This is a genomic window from Streptomyces viridosporus T7A, assembly GCF_008704515.1.
Taxonomy (GTDB): Bacteria; Actinomycetota; Actinomycetes; order Streptomycetales; family Streptomycetaceae; genus Streptomyces; species Streptomyces viridosporus.
In genome coordinates, this window is the sequence record NZ_CP023700.1 from 1,653,269 (window position 1) to 1,672,209 (window position 18,941).

At 68.9% G+C, this 18,941-nt stretch carries 13 protein-coding genes, 2 rRNA genes and 1 riboswitch; of the genes, 2 read left to right on the forward strand and 13 right to left on the reverse strand.

What is annotated here, in order from left to right; genetic code table 11:
- Nucleotide 1 precedes the first annotated feature (1 nt).
- Nucleotides 2-1,114: an ABC transporter ATP-binding protein gene (locus tag CP969_RS07820; RefSeq protein ID WP_016827184.1), complete on the forward strand. Its 1,113-nt coding sequence runs from the start codon at nt 2-4 to the stop codon at nt 1,112-1,114.
- Between the two features lie 89 nt (nt 1,115-1,203).
- Here the strand turns inward: CP969_RS07820 and gcvP are convergent, their stop codons facing one another.
- Nucleotides 1,204-4,089 (reverse strand): aminomethyl-transferring glycine dehydrogenase, encoded by a 2,886-nt coding sequence (gcvP, locus tag CP969_RS07825; protein ID WP_016827183.1) that lies wholly within the window; start codon nt 4,087-4,089, stop codon nt 1,204-1,206.
- A gap of 174 nt (nt 4,090-4,263) precedes the next feature.
- A riboswitch (glycine riboswitch) is annotated at nt 4,264-4,359 on the reverse strand.
- Between the two features lie 114 nt (nt 4,360-4,473).
- Here gcvP and CP969_RS07830 point away from each other — a divergent pair.
- Nucleotides 4,474-4,848 carry a PRC-barrel domain-containing protein gene (locus tag CP969_RS07830; RefSeq protein ID WP_016827182.1) on the forward strand — a complete coding sequence of 125 codons (375 nt, stop codon included), beginning with the start codon at nt 4,474-4,476 and terminating at the stop codon, nt 4,846-4,848.
- Between the two features lie 433 nt (nt 4,849-5,281).
- On the opposite strand, the gene CP969_RS07835 is transcribed toward CP969_RS07830, so the two are convergent.
- The 12 genes from CP969_RS07835 to CP969_RS07890 all read right to left on the reverse strand — a co-directional run bounded on the left by CP969_RS07835 (nt 5,282) and on the right by CP969_RS07890 (nt 18,872).
- On the reverse strand, nt 5,282-6,667 hold the full coding sequence (locus CP969_RS07835) for a DNA polymerase IV (RefSeq protein ID WP_026085346.1): 1,386 nt from the start codon (nt 6,665-6,667) through the stop codon (nt 5,282-5,284).
- A gap of 38 nt (nt 6,668-6,705) precedes the next feature.
- Complete coding sequence (locus CP969_RS07840; RefSeq protein WP_004990883.1) at nt 6,706-7,389, reverse strand: MerR family transcriptional regulator; 684 nt, start codon at nt 7,387-7,389, stop codon at nt 6,706-6,708.
- A gap of 220 nt (nt 7,390-7,609) precedes the next feature.
- On the reverse strand, nt 7,610-8,083 hold the full coding sequence (locus CP969_RS07845) for a bifunctional nuclease family protein (RefSeq protein ID WP_004990880.1): 474 nt from the start codon (nt 8,081-8,083) through the stop codon (nt 7,610-7,612).
- Between the two features lie 84 nt (nt 8,084-8,167).
- On the reverse strand, nt 8,168-8,908 hold the full coding sequence (gene ftsR / locus CP969_RS07850) for a transcriptional regulator FtsR (protein WP_026085345.1): 741 nt from the start codon (nt 8,906-8,908) through the stop codon (nt 8,168-8,170).
- Nucleotides 8,909-8,950: 42 nt separating this feature from the next.
- The gene (locus tag CP969_RS07855; protein WP_078495448.1) at nt 8,951-9,907 is read right to left on the reverse strand and encodes an FHA domain-containing protein; all 957 of its coding nucleotides are present in this window, start codon (nt 9,905-9,907) and stop codon (nt 8,951-8,953) included.
- A gap of 61 nt (nt 9,908-9,968) precedes the next feature.
- Nucleotides 9,969-10,892, reverse strand: a complete 924-nt coding sequence (locus CP969_RS07860) for a DUF881 domain-containing protein (protein ID WP_016827176.1) — start codon at nt 10,890-10,892, stop codon at nt 9,969-9,971.
- A gap of 5 nt (nt 10,893-10,897) precedes the next feature.
- Nucleotides 10,898-11,230, reverse strand: a complete 333-nt coding sequence (locus CP969_RS07865; RefSeq protein WP_003988855.1) for a small basic family protein — start codon at nt 11,228-11,230, stop codon at nt 10,898-10,900.
- Nucleotides 11,227-12,063: a DUF881 domain-containing protein gene (locus tag CP969_RS07870; protein ID WP_016827175.1), complete on the reverse strand. Its 837-nt coding sequence runs from the start codon at nt 12,061-12,063 to the stop codon at nt 11,227-11,229. The genes CP969_RS07865 and CP969_RS07870 overlap by 4 nt, the downstream gene beginning before the upstream one ends.
- Nucleotides 12,064-12,230: 167 nt before the next feature.
- Nucleotides 12,231-14,726 (reverse strand): mannose-1-phosphate guanyltransferase, encoded by a 2,496-nt coding sequence (locus tag CP969_RS07875; RefSeq protein ID WP_004990867.1) that lies wholly within the window; start codon nt 14,724-14,726, stop codon nt 12,231-12,233.
- A 114-nt stretch (nt 14,727-14,840) separates the two neighbouring features.
- Nucleotides 14,841-15,449, reverse strand: a complete 609-nt coding sequence (locus tag CP969_RS07880) for a CDP-alcohol phosphatidyltransferase family protein (RefSeq protein ID WP_004990866.1) — start codon at nt 15,447-15,449, stop codon at nt 14,841-14,843.
- A gap of 109 nt (nt 15,450-15,558) precedes the next feature.
- Nucleotides 15,559-15,675 (reverse strand): 5S ribosomal RNA (gene rrf / locus CP969_RS07885).
- Between the two features lie 70 nt (nt 15,676-15,745).
- Nucleotides 15,746-18,872, reverse strand: a 23S ribosomal RNA gene (locus CP969_RS07890).
- Between the last annotated feature and the right edge of the window lie 69 nt (nt 18,873-18,941).

Consider the following 18,941-nt stretch of genomic DNA (forward strand, 5'->3'; position numbering starts at 1 on the left):
CGTGCCCGAGACCCTGCCGGAAGACCTCGGCGAGGACCCCGGAAAGAGGTCCGGCCCGGCGCCCGCACCGGCCGCCGAGGGCCTCGACGCGCGGCTCGTCGTCGACCGCGGCTCCTTCCGCCTGGACATCGCGCTCACCGCCGCGCCCGGCGACGTCGTCGCCCTGCTGGGCCCGAACGGCGCCGGCAAGACCACCGCCCTGCGCGCGCTCGCCGGCCTCGCTCCCCTCACGGCGGGCCATCTGCGGCTGGACGGCGTCGAGCTGCGCCGCACGCCGCCCGAGTCGCGCCCGGTCGGCGTCGTCTTCCAGGACTACCTGCTCTTCCCGCACCTGACCGCCCTCGACAACGTGGCCTTCGGACCGCGCTGCCGGGGCGCCGGCAAGGCACAGGCCCGCGCCCTGGCCGCCGAGTGGCTGGACCGCATGGGCCTGGCCGAGCACGCCGGTGCCAAGCCCCGCCGGCTCTCCGGCGGCCAGGCCCAGCGGGTGGCGCTCGCCCGCGCCCTGGCCACCCGCCCCCGGCTGCTGCTCCTGGACGAGCCGCTCGCCGCCCTGGACGCCCGTACCCGGCTGGAGGTGCGGGCCGGTCTCCGCCGCCATCTGGCCGCCTTCGAGGCCGTCGCCGTCCTGGTCACGCACGACCCGCTGGACGCCATGGTGCTGGCCGACCGCCTGATCGTCGTGGAGCGGGGCCGGATCGTGCAGGAGGGCACGCCCTCCGACACCGCCCGCCACCCGCGCACCGAGTACGTCGCCCAGCTGGTCGGCCTCAACCTGTACCGCGGGCAGGCCGAGGGCCACACGGTCCGGCTCGACGCCGGCCCCGCGGTGAGCACCACGGAGGACCTTTCCGGCCCCGCGTTCGTGGCGTTCCCGCCCGGCGCCGTGACCCTCCACCGCGACCGCCCCACCGGCTCCAGCGCCCGCAACCTCTGGCGCTGCGAGGTCGCCGGCCTGGAGCCCCACGGCGACCAGGTCCGCGCGGAGCTCACCGGCGAACTCCCCCTGACCGCCGACCTCACCGCGGTCGCCGCGGCCGAGCTGGGCCTGCATCCGGGCGCCCCGGTGTGGGCGGCGGTCAAGGCCGCGCAGACCCACGCGTACCCGGCGTAGCACACGACGGCCCGCGCACACGGCGTAGGGCCCCGCTCCGGCCGTGCGGCCGGAGCGGGGCCCTACGCAACCCTTCCGTTTCGGGTGGGTCAGTCCTCGTACGCGTCCAGCGGCGGGCAGGAGCACACCAGGTTCCGGTCGCCGAAGGCCTGGTCGATGCGGCGCACCGGCGGCCAGTACTTGTCGGCGGCGCTCACCCCGGCCGGGAACACGGCCTCCTCGCGTCCGTAGGCGTGCTCCCACTCCCCGCCGAGCGCGGCGGCGGTGTGCGGGGCGTTGCGGAGCGGGTTGTCGTCCGCGGGCCACGCGCCGGAGCCGACCTTCTCGATCTCCGCGCGGATCGCGATCATCGCCTCGCAGAACCGGTCGATCTCGGCCAGGTCCTCGGACTCGGTCGGCTCGATCATCAGCGTGCCGGCCACCGGGAAGGACATCGTCGGCGCGTGGAAGCCGTAGTCGATCAGCCGCTTGGCGACGTCGTCCACGCTCACGCCGGTCGCCTTGGTCAGCGGGCGCAGGTCGATGATGCACTCGTGCGCGACGAGGCCGCCGGGGCCGGTGTAGAGCACCGGGTAGTGCGGCTCGAGGCGCTTGGCGATGTAGTTGGCGCTGAGCACCGCCACCTGCGTGGCCCGCTTGAGCCCCTCGCCGCCCATGAGACGGACGTACGCCCAGGAGATGGGCAGGATGCCCGCCGAGCCCCACGGCGCGGCCGAGATCGGCCCCACACCGGTCTCCGGTCCGGCCTCGGGCTGGAGCGGGTGGTTCGGCAGGTACGGGGCGAGGTGCGCCCGCACGCCGACCGGGCCGACGCCGGGTCCGCCGCCGCCGTGCGGGATGCAGAAGGTCTTGTGCAGGTTCAGGTGCGAGACGTCACCGCCGAAGTGCCCCGGCTTGGCCAGGCCCACCAGCGCGTTGAGGTTGGCGCCGTCGACGTACACCTGGCCGCCGGCCTCGTGCACCTGCGCGCAGATGTCGGCGACGTGCTCCTCGAACACGCCGTGCGTCGAGGGGTACGTGATCATCAGCACCGCCAGCTCGTCGCGGTACTGCTCGATCTTCGCCCGCAGGTCCTCGACGTCGACCTCGCCGTTCTCGGCGGTCCTGACGACGACGACCTTCATCCCGGCCATCACGGCGCTGGCGGCGTTGGTGCCGTGCGCGGAGGACGGGATCAGGCAGACGGTGCGCTGCGCGTCGCCGTTGGCCCGGTGGTAGCCGCGTACGGCGAGCAGGCCGGCCAGCTCGCCCTGGGAGCCGGCGTTGGGCTGGAGGGAGACCTTGTCGTAACCGGTGACCTCGGCGAGCCGCTCCTCCAGCTCGTGGATGAGCGTGAGGTAGCCCTGCGCCTGCTCGGCGGGCGCGAAGGGGTGCAGCTGCCCGAACTCGGGCCAGGTGATCGGCTCCATCTCGGTGGTCGCGTTGAGCTTCATGGTGCAGGAGCCCAGCGGGATCATGCCGCGGTCCAGCGCGTAGTCCCGGTCGGCGAGGCGGCGCAGGTAGCGCAGCATCGCGGTCTCGGAGCGGTGCTGGTGGAAGACGGGGTGCGTGAGGTACTCGTCGGTGCGCAGGAGCGCGTCCGGCAGCGCGTCCTCGGCGACCGCGTCCAGCGCCTCGACGTCGCCCTCGACGCCGAAGGCGCCCCACACGGCGGCGAGCAGGTCGCGGGTGGTGGTCTCGTCACAGGCGATCGAGACGTGGTCGGCGTCGACCGGACGCAGGTTGACGCCCCGGTCGCGCGCGGCGGCGACGACCTCGGCGGCCCGCCCCGGGACCCGGACGGTCAGCGTGTCGAAGTAGGAACCGTGCACGATCTCGGCCCCGCCGGCCCGCAGCCCTTCGGCGAGGACCGCCGCGTACCGGTGGGTGCGCCGCGCGATGGTCCGCAGCCCCTGCGGGCCGTGGTAGACGGCGTACATGCCGGCCATGACGGCGAGCAGCACCTGGGCGGTGCAGATGTTGCTGGTGGCCTTCTCGCGGCGGATGTGCTGCTCACGGGTCTGCAGCGCCAGCCGGTAGGCCTGGTGTCCGTCGGCGTCGACGGAGACGCCGACGAGCCGCCCGGGAAGACTGCGCGCCATCTTCTCCTGCACGGCCATGTATCCGGCGTGCGGTCCGCCGAAGCCCATCGGCACACCGAAGCGCTGCGTGGTGCCGACCGCGATGTCCGCGCCGAGCTCACCGGGCGACTTGAGCAGGGTGAGGGCGAGCAGGTCGGCGGCGACGGTGACGAGCGCGCCGAGTTCGTGCGCCCGGTCGATCACCGGCTTGATGTCGCGTACGGCGCCGGAGGCACCCGGGTACTGGATCAGCACGCCGTTGATCTCGCGCTCGGCGACCTCGGCGGGGATGCCCTCGCTCAGGTCGGCGACGACGACCTCGACGCCGGTCGGCTCGGCCCGGGTCTCGATCACGGCGATGGTCTGCGGCAGCGCGTCCGCGTCGACCAGGAACAGGCCCTTCTTGTTCTTGCCCATGCGCCGCGACAGCGCCATCGCCTCGGCGGCGGCGGTCCCCTCGTCCAGCAGGGAGGCGCCGGAGGTCGGCAGGCCGGTGAGCTCGGCGACCGTGGTCTGGAAGTTCAGCAGCGCCTCGAGCCGCCCCTGCGAGATCTCCGGCTGGTACGGCGTGTAGGCCGTGTACCAGGCCGGGTTCTCCATGACGTTGCGCAGGATGACGGGCGGGGTGAACGTTCCGTAGTACCCGAGCCCGATCATGGAGCCGAGCACCTCATTGCGGCCGGCCAGCGAACGCAGCTCGGCCAGCACCTCGGCCTCGCTCCGCGCCCCCGGCAGGTCCAGCGCGTCGGCGTTCTTGATCACATCCGGGACCGCGGCGGCCGTCAGTTCGTCCAGCGAGCCGTAACCGACCTGCGCGAGCATCTTGGCCCGGGCCTCGTGGTCGGGGCCGATGTGGCGCTGTTCGAAGGGCGTTCCCTGTTCGAGCTCGGAGAGCGGAGTGCGATGGACGGTCATTGCGGAGGCCTCCTGGTCTGACGACCTTCGAGGGGCACCACGGCGCTGGTGCCCGGACGGCCTCCCCCTCTGTCATCTCAACCTGAGAGCTTCACCGGACCGTCCGAAGGCGTCCGGCTTTCACCGTCGGTGAGAGCGGAAGCCGTCGACACCCGCCCTGCTTTCCAGAGTGACCTCGTCCGTGCGGTACGTGAGCCTGAGAGATTCCGGGGAGGATTTGCTCCTTCGGCGCCTCCGGTGGACTCCGGAGGACTCTCCCGCACGGGGTCAGCAGCCGTTTGCCAGCGTACCAGCGAGCGCCGCACCGGGACTTTCGAGTGGCCGCTGCGCCGATTGTGCCTTTTCGTAGTGCTTACGGATGAGTGTGCGACCAGTGGAGGGCCCGTGCAGACCGACATCGATCCGCGCCACCTGATCGGCCGCAAGGCGTTCGACCGCAACGGAACCCGGATCGGCACGATCGACGAGGTCTATCTCGACGACGCCACCGGAGTGCCCGAGTGGGCGGCGATACGCACCGGACTGTTCAGCAGGGACGCCTTCGTCCCCCTGGAGCCCAGCGAACTGATCGACGGCGCCCTGCACGTCCCCTTCGAACGCGCCCTGATCAAGGACGCCCCGGACTTCGGCGTCGGCCGCCACCTCTCCCCGGAGCAGGAGCTCCAGCTCTACCACCACTACGGCCTGGACGTCACCGCCCCTCCCCCGCTCCCGGACCGCGACTTCGGCAGACTCGCGGGCAAGGACGAACCGGCCTGAGCACCCGGCGGCCCCTTCCCGGCCGCCGTGACCTTCGGGGGAAGGAGCCGTCCCGCTCACCGGTCCGCGGACGACGTCCGTGCCGCCCGGGGCCGACGAGACGGGTCGGCCCGCCCGGTCCCCGTCGCCAGGGCGGAGACGTCCCTCGGGGAGAGCGGAGCGCTCCACGGGCTCTCCTGCCTTCCGGTTCCGCACCGGCAACCGCGCCCGGCCCCGGCGACCCCGCCCGTCCGCACGGGGCCATCGGGGCCCGTCCACGGACCGCCGGGACCGGCGAACCGCGGGCGGAGCGCGAACCGCCCGGAGCCCCCGCCCCGCCCGCGGACGCCCGGCCGCGCACCCCGCTCACCGCGCTCACCGTGGCGGCTCACGGCCGCCCGCCCGTCCGGTCCCGCGTCCGCACCCCACCGGCCCCGGCGACCACCGACCCCGCTCACGGACCCGCCGACCCCACCCCGCCGGCCTCCGCCCGCTCACTTCTTCCCGGTCTTCGCGCCACCAGCGGCAGCGGTTCCGCCGGCTCCAGATCCGGGTCGTCGATCCGGAAGGTCTTCACCCGTCCCGGTCCCGAATCGGGCGTCTCGAAACGCACCGTGACCCGGCCCAGCCCACTGCCCTGGACCCACCCGTGCCCGTGGGCGGCGTGCCGCACGTCGTGCCCCGCCGACCAGCGCCGCTCGGCGGGAGCCTGCCGCTCCTGCGCGGGAGCGGCCTCGGGCTCCTCGGCGAGGACGTCCTCGTCCACGCCCGCCGCCTGCGCGAACAGGTCCTCCTGCGTGTAGGCGGCCAGTCCGCTGACCCCCACGCCCAGCAGCCGCACCCCGCCCGTCGTGTCGACCGACTCCAGCAGCCGCGCCGCCGCCTCCCGTATCACCGCCGGATCGTCCGTCGGCCCCCGCAGCGTCTCGGACCGGGTGAGGGTGGAGAAGTCGTACCGGCGCACCTTCAGCACGATGGTCCGCCCCGACAGCCCCGCCCCGCGCAGTCTCCGCACGCACCGGTCGGCGAGCCTCCGCACCTCCGTCCCCACCCGCACCCGGTCGTGGATGTCCACGTCGTACGTGTCCTCGACCGACACCGACTTCGTCTCCCGCTCGGCCACCACGGACCGCTCGTCCCGCGCCAGCGCCATGGCGTACAGCGCGTGCCCGTGGGCCTTGCCCAGCAGCCGTACGAGCTCGTCCTCCCCCGCCTCGGCGAGCTCCTCGACCGTGTGGATCCCGGCCCGCCTGAGGTGGTCGCCGGTGGCCGGTCCCACCCCCGGCAGCGTCCGCACCGGCAGCGGTCCCAGCAGCGCCCGCTCGGTGCCCGGCTCGATCAGCACCAGCCCGTCCGGCTTCGCCTGCTCCGAGGCGATCTTCGCGAGCATCTTGGAGGCCGCGAGCCCCACCGACCCGGTGAGCCCCGTGACCGCCCGGATGTCCGCGCGCAGCTTCGCCCCGGCCAGCCGCGCCGACTCTTCGTCCCAGGCCGCGCCACCGGCCTCCAGGTCCACGAACGCCTCGTCCAGACTGAGCGGCTCGACCAGCGGCGACAGGTCCCGCAGCAGCCCCATCACCTGCTCGCTGATCGACCGGTAGAAGGCGAAGCGGGGCACCAGGTAGGCGGCGTGGGGCGCGAGCCGCCGGGCCTGTCCCATGGGCATCGCCGAGTGGACGCCGAAGACGCGGGCCTCGTACGAGGCGGTGGCGACCACACCGCGTGGCCCGAGCCCGCCCACGACGACGGCCTTCCCGCGCAGACTCGGCTTGGACGCCTGCTCCACCGCGGCGTAGAAGGCGTCCATGTCGAGATGCAGGATCGTGGGCGAGGATCTCACGTGTCCGATGCTGCCCTACACCACTGACAGCGCCGGCCTCAGACGGCCCGGTTCCGCCGCCGCGCCAGCTCGTCCGCCGGATTGTGGCCGATCAGCGTCTCCCCGGTGTCGACGCGCTCCCCGTGCAGCTGCGACAGCGCGCTCTCGACGTCCCGCCACACCACGCCCACGGCGATGCCGAAGATGCCCTGGCCGCCCTGGAGCAGGGCGTGGACCTCGTCGGGCGAGGTGCACTCGTAGACCGTGGCCCCGTCGCTCATCAGCGTCATGCGCTCCAGGTCGCTGAAGCCGCACTCGCGCAGGTGCTGGACGGCGGTGCGGATGTTCTGCAGGGACACACCGGTGTCGAGGAACCGCTTGACGATCTTCAGGACGACGACGTCGCGGAAGCTGTACAGCCGCTGGGTGCCGGATCCGTGGGCGGGCCGCACGCTGGGCTCGACCAGCCCCGTGCGGGCCCAGTAGTCGAGCTGCCGGTAGGTGATGCCGGCGGCCGCGCAGGCCGTGGGGCCCCGGTAGCCGATCTGCTCGGACGCCATGGACGTCGCCCCTCCGCTGCTCGGCACGGCCGTCGGTCGCTGCGGAACGTGTTCGGCCGCGCTGTCGTGCTGGGGGATTCCCCCGCTCGAGCGGAGCCGGGAGCCCGGGGAAGGGAACGGCCCGTTCGCCCCGAGACTGCGTCCGGGGGCACCCCCAGCCGTACCGTCGCCGCTGCTTCTCACGCCGACCTCCGTCCTTGACCTGCCTCCTCGACGGTAGGCAGTCACCAAGGGTGCGTCAACGATCGCCACACTCGGCACGCCGAGTGATAATCACCCTAAGAGTGGTTTCCCGTGCTCCTTCGCGGGGAAAGGCTAGCCGAATGTCTTCCGCACCGGCCGGGTGGCCTTCCCCGACTCCACCGGCCCGGGCGGGTGGCGGGGCCCCGACGGCCGCGGTCCCTCACTGACTGCTGCTGCCGAAGTCCTCGGGCGAGATCTGGTCGAGGAACTCGCGGAACTTCTCCACCTCGTCCTCCTGCTCGTCCGGGATCGCGATCCCGGCGTCGTCGAGCACCGTCTCGCTCCCGTAGATCGGCGTCCCCGTGCGCAGGGCCAGCGCTATGGCGTCGGACGGCCGGGCACTCACCTCGACCCCACTGGCGAAGACCAGCTCCGCGTAGAAGACCCCCTCGCGCAGGTCCGTGATGCGCACTTCCGTGAGCTCCTGACCGACGGCCTCCAGCACGTCCTTGAACAGGTCGTGGGTCAGCGGCCGTGCGGGGGCCATGCCCTGCTGGGCGAAGGCGATGGCCGTCGCCTCCCCCGGTCCGATCCAGATGGGGAGGTAGCGGTCGCCGCCCACTTCACGCAACAGCACGATCGGTTGGTTGGAGGGCATTTCGACCCGGACACCTACGACATCGAGCTCGTTCACACAGCAACCCTAGGCCGTGCCCGGGACGTTTGGGTAGTCGGGCAGGGCTCGGGGGGCCGATCCGGCCGCCCGAGCGCGTCCGGCTCAGGGCAGCCGCACCCCGAGCGCCGTCTGCACCAGCGCCGTGTGCAGCTTCACCGTGAGTGCCGCCAGCTCCTTCGTACGGGCCTCCGCATGGGCCCTGGTCTGCGGGTTCCGGTGGCGTCTCAGCGGAGCGACGAGCTGGTCCACCAGGCCGGCCTCCCGGTCGGCGGCGGCCTTCATGACCCTCAGGTGCCGGGGCTCGATCCCGAACCGCCCCAACTCGGTGATGAGCTCGGCGACGGTGACCGCCTCGGCGTCGTACACCCCGTCCTCCACCGGGGTGAGCAGCCCGTACGACTCCCACTCCGCGAGCTCCCGCTCGCCGATGCCGGCGGCCGCCAGCAGCTGGGCGCGCCCGATGCGGGCCACCGCGGGCGCCTCGAGCACGGGCTCCTGACCGGCCTCCCCGTCACGCGGCCGGACCAGCACCGGCAGCGGGACGGCCTCCCCGCGCTCCATGGCCTCCAGGTGTTCGCGGATCACCTTGAGCGGCAGGTAGTGGTCCCGCTGCATCCTCAGGACGTGGCCGAGGCGCTCGACGTCCCCGGCGCTGAACTTGCGGTACCCCGAAGGGGTCCGCTGCGGCTCGATGAGCCCTTCCGACTCCAGGAATCGGATCTTGGAGATGGTGACCTCGGGAAACTCCTCACGCAGCACGTTCAGCACCGTGCCGATGCTCATCAGTCCGGTGTCCGTTGCGGCGGCACCGTCTCCGGCACCGCCGCTCGGTGTGTGAAGCATGGACCTTCCCTGCTGGTCCCCCGGACGGAGTCCGGGGGAAGGTCAGTAGCCCCGCTGGTTCGCGTAGAAGACCAGCCTGTACTTGCCGATCTGCACCTCGTCGCCGTTCGACAGGGCGACCTGGTCGATCCGCTCGCGGTTGACGTACGTGCCGTTCAGGCTGCCCACGTCGGCCACCGTGAAGGAGCCGTCCGGACTGCGGCGGAACTCCACGTGCCGCCGGGAGACCGTCACGTCGTCCAGGAAGATGTCGCTCTGCGGATGACGCCCGGCCGTGGTCAGGTCGCCGTCCAGGAGGAAACGGCTGCCCGAGTTCGGACCGCGGCGCACGACCAAGAGCGCGGAGCCCACCGGCAGGGCGTCGACGGCCGCCTGCGCCTCCGGGGAGAGCGTCGGCATCGGCGTCTGACCGGTGGTCTCGGCGTCGTAGGCCTCGAGACCGGAGATCGAGATCGTGGACGTCGTCTCGGAGGGGCGCTCCGGGGTGACGCCCGGCCTGAGCGGCGCTCCGCAGTGGGAGCAGAAGCGGCTGTTCTCCGCGTTGCGGTTACCGCACCTCGTACACACCAGGACCGACATGGACGGATCCTCCTGCTGCGGCTGCCCACCAGGGGCAGGGGGCGCGTACGGGTCGGAGAACCCTCCGCCCGTACCTGAGGTCGACGGTTGCCCGAAACCTATGCCGCCCGGCTGCGCAGGGTCAACCGACGGCGCGCCCTGACCTCCGGCGACGTCCGCGCCCGGACCGGTGACCTGGTCCCGGAACAGTGGACGCTGACCTTCCGCGTCAGGCTGTGCGCGATGGCGAGCGGTCGCGTTGTCGCTGCCCTCTCGCGCGCTCTTGCCGAACAACTTCGCAAACAACTTCACGGGCGATTCCCCTTGACCGAAACAGACCCGCCCGTGGGGCAGGACGAACCCTGACTGAACACATTGGCCGACCCGGACATCTTCACAACGTCCGCCTCCGCCAGACAGTTTCCACCACGCACCACCCATTCGGTGCGCCGACCCCCCGCAACCTCATGCCCTCGCCGGATGTCCCCCATGCACCCCCGCTTCACCGGGAGGACGACCGAGCGTAGTCAGGCCGCTTCGCGGCTCGCAAGGCATCCACGACGATCTTGGTGGACCGCTCCACGGTAACGGTGGCCTGTTCCTTCTCGAGGGTCTGCACCACGCCTCCCGGAATGTTGAGGGCCGGCTCGAGGTCCTGCGGCTTGCCGATGACCTTGAAACGATAGGGCGCGGTGATCTTGTTCCCGTCCACGCCGACACCGTTGCCGGAATCCGTCAGATAGGTGCCCGCCACGACCCGCACACCGTTCACCTGGATCGCCTCGGCACCGGCCGCACGCAACTCCTGGATGGCGTCGAGCAGCATGTCCGCCTCGACCGTCCCCTTCGTGTCCTCGATGGTCATCGTGATGCCGGGACCCTGCGCGGCCACCGTGCCCGCCAGAACGCCGAGTTGCCGTTCCTTCTCGATCGTCTGCCTGCGGGCCTCCTCGGCCTGGTCGGAGCTGTTCTCCAGCTCCTCGCGCTGCTTCTCGAGTCCCTGCTTCTCGTCCTCAAGACGCTGTGTGCGGTCGTCGAGTTCATCGAGGATGCGCACAAGATCTTCCTGTCGTGCCCCGCGCAGCGCGCTGTCGCTGTCGCTGTTGGAGGCCACCTGGACGGCCAGACCGAATCCCAGACCGAACAGCAGCAGGGCCACGATGAGTTGAGCCCGGGTCACCCGCGGCGGCCACAGCCCCTGCACCAGCCGCTGCCGCCCGGTGAGCTGGGGCCCCGGCTCGGTCTTCGGCGCTTCCGCCACCGCGGGCGCGCTCGCGGGCACCTCGGCGGGCAGTTCCTTGCGCAGGCTGCTCGCGGGCGCGGGCGCGGGCGTGGTCTCGGGGGCGGGCCGGGGCCGCGGGGCCGACGCGGGCCTGGGCGGGGACGCCTGAGCGGGCGTCGTCTCGTCTCGCTCGTTCTCGCTCATCGGCCTCACGCCCGGAAGACGTGCCGGCGGATCGCCGCGGCGTTGGAGAAGATACGGATACCGAGGACGACCACGACGCCCGTGGACAGCTGGGCCCCCACACCGAGCTTGTCGCCGAGGAACACGATCAGCGCGGCGACCACCACGTTCGACAGGAATGACACCACGAAGACCTTGTCGTCGAAGATGCCGTCGAGCATGGCCCGCAGCCCTCCGAACACGGCGTCGAGCGCCGCGACGACGGCGATCGGCAGATAAGGCTCGACGACCGCCGGAACCTCGGGCCGGACCAACAGTCCGGCCACGACTCCCACGACGAGGCCCAGTACGGCGATCACGATGTGCCCTTCTCGGTTATCGGCTGTGCGGTACGTACGATCACACTCGGTGCGGCGGGCAGCCGGAGGTCCTCCTCCACGGAGAGGGCCGTCCGGATGTCGTAGTTCTCCTGCAGCACGTGCAGGTACACCCCGTCCGCACTGTTCCGGAACCGGTCCTTCAACTGCGGGCCGTCCCCCACCGCGAGCACCGTGTACGGCGGTACCAGCGGCCTGTTGTCGACCAGTATCGCGTCTCCGGCGGCCCTGATCGCCGACAGGGCGGTCAGCCGCTGCCCGTTGATGGAGACGGCCTCGGCACCGGACTCCCACAGGCCGTTGACCACGCGCTGCAGGTCGCGGTCACGGACCCGTCCGGTGTCCGAGAACCCGGAGGTCGACCGCGGGTCGCCGTCGCCGCCCGCGGTCGTGTCCTTGGCGTCGTTCACCACGAGCCGCACACCGGGGCCGTGCACCGCGACGGCTCCCGCCATGATGCCCACCAGCTCGGAGCGGTCGCTCCCGCCGCTGTCCCGGAGCGCTTCGCGCTGCCGCGCGCCGACGTCCTCGCGCAGCTCGTCGATGTCGTCCTCGAGCTCGTCGGCCGCCTCGGTCTCCCGGTCGATCCGGTCGATCAGCTCCTCGCGCTCCTTGGCGACGACGGGAGCCGCGACCCGGGCCTGCGCGGCTCCGACGGTCACGATCAGGGCGGCGAGCACCAGGCCGGCGGCGAGCCCCAGCTTCGCCCTGAGGGTCTTCGGCATGCCGCCGTCGCCGTCGGCCTTCTTCCGCGCGGCGGCCTCGGCGTATCCGTCGTCGAGGCTGTGGTCCATGACGTTGGTGATCAACGACATGGACGCATCCGGACGCGGGGACCGCCGAGGCGTGCTCCGAACGGGGGGTTGCTGCGGCATGCCGCACATCGTCGCACGCCACAGCCCCTGCTTTCGAACGACCCTACCGGCGTGCCGGACAGGCCCCGTTGGGGACACTTGTCCGGCACGCACGTGTACCGGCCGTTCTACCTCCCTGCGCTGTCCACGACCGCCGACCACTCGTCGAGCAGGGCCTGGGCGGAGGCGTCGTCGGGCCCTTCGGCCCACAGGTGGGTGACCGCCTCGGCCGGGTCGGGCAGCACCATCACCCAGCGGCCGTCCGCCTCCACCACGCGCACGCCGTCGGTGGTGTCCACGGACCGGTCCCCGGCCGCCTCGACCACCCGCCGCATCACCAGTCCCTTGACGGCCCACGGGGTCGCCAGGTCCCGCTTGAGCACGTGCGCCCGCGGGATGCGCGCGTCGATCTGGCTGAGCGTGAGCTGCGTCCGCGCCACCAGTCCGATGAGCCGCACGAAGGCCGCGGTGCCGTCGTAGACGCTGCTGAACTCCGGAACGATGAAACCGCCCTTGCCGTCACCGCCGAAGATCGTCCCTTCCTCGCCACCCACACGGGTGAGGTCGCCGGGCGAGGTCGTCGTCCACTCGACCTGGGTGCCGTGGTACGCCGCCACCTGTTCGGCGATCCGGGTGGTGGTCACCGGCAGCGCGACCCGGCCGCTGCGCCGCTCGGCCGCGACGAGGTCGAGCATCACCAGCAGTGCCCGGTCGTCCTCGATGATCCGCCCCTTCTCGTCGACCAGGGACAGCCGCTCACCGACGGGGTCGAACCGCACGCCGAACGCGGCACCGGAGGACGCCACGATCTCCCCGAGGCGCACCAGCCCCGAGCGCCGCATGTCGGCCGTCTCCGTCGGCCTGGACTCGTCGAGGCCGGGGTTGATGGTCAGCGAGTCGACGCCCAGCTTGCCGAGCAGGCTCGGCAGCACCAGGCCGGCGCTGCCGTTGGACGCGTCCACGACCACCTTCAGGCCGGCCTCCGCGATGCCGGTGATGTCGACGTTCCGCAGCAGCGACCCGGTGTACGAGTCGAAGACACTCGCCGGGAAGTGCAGATCACCGATCTCACCGGGGAACGCACGCCGGTACTCCTGCCGCGCGAACACCCGGTCCAGCTTGCGCTGGCTGCCCTGCGACAGGTCGGCGCCCTGACCGTCGAAGAACATGATGTCGACCGAGTCCGGCACCCCGGGCGTGGTCCGGATCATGATCCCGCCGGCGCTCCCCCGCGCGGTCTGCTGCCGCGCCACGGGCAGCGGCACGTTCTCCAGGTCCCGCACGTCGATGGCGCTGGCCTGCAGCGCGGAGATGACCGCCCGCTTCAGTGCCCGGGCACCGCGGGAGTGGTCGCGGGCCGTGGTGACGGTCGAGCCCTTCTTGAGCGTCGTCGCGTAGGCACCCGCCAGGCGCACGGCGAGTTCGGGCGTGATCTCGACGTTCAGGATCCCGGACACGCCGCGGGCGCCGAAGAGGTGCGCCTGCCCCCTCGACTCCCAGATCACCGAGGTGTTGACGAAGGCACCGGCCTCGATGGTCTTGAACGGATAGACCCGCACATTGCCCTGGACGATCGATTCCTCACCGACCAGGCACTCGTCGCCGATGACGGCGCCGTCCTCGATCCGCGCCGCGCGCATGATGTCGGTGTTCTTGCCGACGACACAGCCGCGCAGATTGCTGTGCGGTCCGACGTACACGTTGTCGTGGACGACGGCCTTGTGCAGGAAGGCACCGCTCTTCACGACGACGTTGGATCCCACGACGGTGTGCTCGCGGAGCTCGGCGCCGGCTTCCACCTTGGCGTAGTCACCGATGTACAGCGGTCCCCGCAGTACGGCGTCGGGATGCACCTCGGCGCCCTCGGCCACCCATACGCCCGGGGAGATCTCGAAGCCGTCGAGGTCGACATTGACCTTGCCCTCGAGGACGTCGGCCTGCGCCTTCACATAGCTCTCGTGCGTGCCGACGTCCTCCCAGTAGCCCTCGGCGACATAGCCGTAGACGGGCTTGCCCTCCTTCATCAGCTGGGGGAAGACGTCACCGGACCAGTCGACGGGCACATCGGCCTCGACGTAGTCGAAGACCTCGGGCTCCATGACGTAGATACCGGTGTTCACCGTGTCGGAGAAGACCTGGCCCCAGGTCGGCTTCTCGAGGAAGCGCTCGACCTTGCCCTCCTCGTCCACGATGGTGATGCCGAATTCCAACGGATTGGGCACTCGGGTCAGACAGACGGTGACCAGGGCACCCTTTTCCTTGTGGAAATTGATCAGCTCAGTGAGATCGAAGTCGGTCAGTGCGTCGCCGGAGATGACGAGAAAAGCATCGTCCTTCAATGCCTCCTCGGCGTTCTTGACGCTTCCGGCGGTACCGAGTGGCTTCTCCTCATTGGCATAGGTGAGCTCCATTCCGAGCTCTTCGCCGTCACCGAAGTAGTTCTTGACCAGCGACGCCAGGAACTGGACGGTCACAACGGTTTCGTTGAGCCCATGCCTTTTGAGCAGCCGCAGAACGTGCTCCATGATCGGCCGGTTGGCCACCGGCAGGAGCGGCTTGGGCATGCTTGAGGTCATGGGACGAAGACGGGTGCCTTCGCCCCCGGCCATCACGACGGCCTTCATGTCGGAAGCGTCCTCCTCTAAGAGACGACGGTCTGACCGACTTCACCCGCCCTATTGTCCCGCACATTTTCCCTGCGGGCCATCGCGCCACCATGCGCGGGTCAATCAGCGAGTTCAATCAGCCACAGCGTCCGCACGAACCAGACGGCGGACTTGGACCACATAGAGAACTCCTGCCCACCAATACAGGGTTGTACCCCATCCGGCGAACGCCCATCCGAAAATAGCAGCGAGTGACGAGATCCAGCCGGTTCCGTCACTGAGCAGGAGTAGCGGGAAGGCATACATCAGGTTGAAGGTGGCGGCCTTCCCCAGGAAGTTCACCTGCGGCGGCGGATAGCCGTGCCGCCGGAGGATGCCCACCATCACCAGCAGAACGAGCTCACGTGCCAGGAGCACGGCGGTCAGCCAGAGCGGCAGGATCTCGCGCCAGGTGAGACCGACCAGGGTCGAGAGGATGTAGAGCCGGTCGGCCGCGGGATCGAGGAGCCGGCCGAGGCTGCTGACCTGGTTCCACCGGCGCGCGAGCTTGCCGTCCAGGTAGTCGCTGACACCGCTCAGCGCCAGCACCAGGAGCGCCCAGCCGTCACTCTTCGGACCACCGAACTCGGGCCTGAGGATCAGCCACAGGAAGAGGGGTACGCCGACTAGCCGCGCCATGCTGAGCACGTTCGGGATGGTGAGGACGCGGTCCGTCTGGATCCGCGTCTCCTGGACCTCCACCCGGGAGCCTCCTGTGAGAAATGTGCCGATGATGCCCCCCGACTTTACCGCAACACAAAAAAGCCCTGGCTCTCGGGTTGTATGTCCGAGAGCCAGGGCTCTAAAAGGAGTTCGGCGGCGTCCTACTCTCCCACAGGGTCCCCCCTGCAGTACCATCGGCGCGGTAGGGCTTAGCTTCCGGGTTCGGAATGTAACCGGGCGTTTCCCCTACGCTATGACCACCGAAACACTATGAAACAATCAACAACCGTTGGCTGTTCGTGGTTTCAGAACCAACACAGTGGACGCGAGCAGCTGAGGACAAGCCCTCGGCCTATTAGTACCGGTCACCTCCACACGTTACCGTGCTTCCAGATCCGGCCTATCAACCCAGTCGTCTGCTGGGAGCCTTACCCCATCAAGTGGGTGGGAGTCCTCATCTCGAAGCAGGCTTCCCGCTTAGATGCTTTCAGCGGTTATCCCTCCCGAACGTAGCCAACCAGCCATGCCCTTGGCAGGACAACTGGCACACCAGAGGTTCGTCCGTCCCGGTCCTCTCGTACTAGGGACAGCCCTTCTCAAGACTCCTGCGCGCACAGCGGATAGGGACCGAACTGTCTCACGACGTTCTAAACCCAGCTCGCGTACCGCTTTAATGGGCGAACAGCCCAACCCTTGGGACCGACTCCAGCCCCAGGATGCGACGAGCCGACATCGAGGTGCCAAACCATCCCGTCGATATGGACTCTTGGGGAAGATCAGCCTGTTATCCCCGGGGTACCTTTTATCCGTTGAGCGACGGCGCTTCCACAAGCCACCGCCGGATCACTAGTCCCGACTTTCGTCCCTGCTCGACCCGTCGGTCTCACAGTCAAGCTCCCTTGTGCACTTACACTCACCACCTGATTGCCAACCAGGCTGAGGGAACCTTTGGGCGCCTCCGTTACCCTTTAGGAGGCAACCGCCCCAGTTAAACTACCCATCAGACACTGTCCCTGATCCGGATCACGGACCCAGGTTAGACATCCAGCACGACCAGACTGGTATTTCAACGACGACTCCACGACCACTGGCGTGGCCGCTTCACAGTCTCCCAGCTATCCTACACAAGCCGAACCGAACACCAATATCAAACTGTAGTAAAGGTCCCGGGGTCTTTCCGTCCTGCTGCGCGAAACGAGCATCTTTACTCGTAGTGCAATTTCACCGGGCCTATGGTTGAGACAGTCGAGAAGTCGTTACGCCATTCGTGCAGGTCGGAACTTACCCGACAAGGAATTTCGCTACCTTAGGATGGTTATAGTTACCACCGCCGTTTACTGGCGCTTAAGTTCTCAGCTTCGCCCCACCGAAGTGGAGCTGACCGGTCCCCTTAACGTTCCAGCACCGGGCAGGCGTCAGTCCGTATACCTCGCCTTACGGCTTCGCACGGACCTGTGTTTTTAGTAAACAGTCGCTTCTCGCTGGTCTCTGCGGCCACCCCCAGCTCACCGGGCAAAGCCGGATCACCAGTGATGGCCCCCCTTCTCCCGAAGTTACGGGGGCATTTTGCCGAGTTCCTTAACCATAGTTCACCCGAACGCCTCGGTATTCTCTACCTGACCACCTGAGTCGGTTTCGGGTACGGGCCGCCGTGCAACTCGCTAGAGGCTTTTCTCGACAGCATAGGATCATCCACTTCGCCGCAATCGGCTCGGCATCAGGTCTCACCCCCATGAGTGGCGGATTTGCCTACCACTCGGGCTACACCCTTACCCCGGGACAACCACCGCCCGGGCTGGACTGCCTTCCTGCGTCACCCCATCACTCACCTACTACCAGCTCGGGTCACCGGCTCCACCACTCCGGCCTCGTCCGAAGACTCGGCCGGCGGCTTCACGGGCTTAGCATCACTGGATTCGGTGTCTGGCGCTGCACCGCGGGTACCGGAATATCAACCGGTTGTCCATCGACTACGCCTGTCGGCCTCGCCTTAGGTCCCGACTTACCCTGGGCAGATCAGCTTGACCCAGGAACCCTTAGTCAATCGGCGCACACGTTTCTCACGTGTGAATCGCTACTCATGCCTGCATTCTCACTCGTGAACCGTCCACAACTCGCTTCCGCGGCTGCTTCACCCGGCACACGACGCTCCCCTACCCATCACGATCCCCGTTGGGGGTACATATCGCAATGACACGACTTCGGCGGTACGCTTGAGCCCCGCTACATTGTCGGCGCGGAATCACTAGACCAGTGAGCTATTACGCACTCTTTCAAGGGTGGCTGCTTCTAAGCCAACCTCCTGGTTGTCTCTGCGACTCCACATCCTTTCCCACTTAGCGTACGCTTGGGGGCCTTAGTCGATGCTCTGGGCTGTTTCCCTCTCGACCATGGAGCTTATCCCCCACGGTCTCACTGCCGCGCTCTCACTTGCCGGCATTCGGAGTTTGGCTAAGGTCAGTAACCCGGTAGGGCCCATCGCCTATCCAGTGCTCTACCTCCGGCAAGAAACACACGACGCTGCACCTAAATGCATTTCGGGGAGAACCAGCTATCACGGAGTTTGATTGGCCTTTCACCCCTAACCACAGGTCATCCCCCAGGTTTTCAACCCTGGTGGGTTCGGTCCTCCACGAAGTCTTACCTCCGCTTCAACCTGCCCATGGCTAGATCACTCCGCTTCGGGTCTTGAGCGTGCTACTGAAACCGCCCTGTTCGGACTCGCTTTCGCTACGGCTTCCCCACCCGGGTTAACCTCGCAACACACCGCAAACTCGCAGGCTCATTCTTCAAAAGGCACGCAGTCACGACGTTGAGCGCAAGCACTCAACGCGACGCTCCCACGGCTTGTAGGCACACGGTTTCAGGTACTATTTCACTCCCCTCCCGGGGTACTTTTCACCATTCCCTCACGGTACTCTCCGCTATCGGTCACCAGGGAATATTTAGGCTTGGCGGGTGGTCCCGCCGGATTCACACGGGATTTCTCGGGCCCCGTGCTACTTGGGTGTCTCTCCAACGAGCCGCTGACGTTTCGGCTACGGGGGTCTTACCCTCTGCGCCGGACCTTTCGCATGTCCTTCGCCTACGCCAACGGTTTCTGACTCGTCCCACGGCCGGCAGACCGTGGAAGAGAGATCCCACAACCCCGCATGCGCAACCCCTGCCGGGTCTCACACGCCTGCGGTTTGGCCTCGTCCGGTTTCGCTCGCCACTACTCCCGGAATCACGGTTGTTTTCTCTTCCTGCGGGTACTGAGATGTTTCACTTCCCCGCGTTCCCTCCGCGCTGCCTATGTGTTCAGCAGCGGGTGACAGCCCATGACGACTGCCGGGTTTCCCCATTCGGACACCCCCGGATCACAGCCTGGTTGACGGCTCCCCGGGGCCTATCGTGGCCTCCCACGTCCTTCATCGGTTCCTGGTGCCAAGGCATCCACCGTGCGCCCTTAAAAACTTGGCCACAGATGCTCGCGTCCACTGTGCAGTTCTCAAACAACGACCAGCCACCCGTCACACACCGCTCACGCGG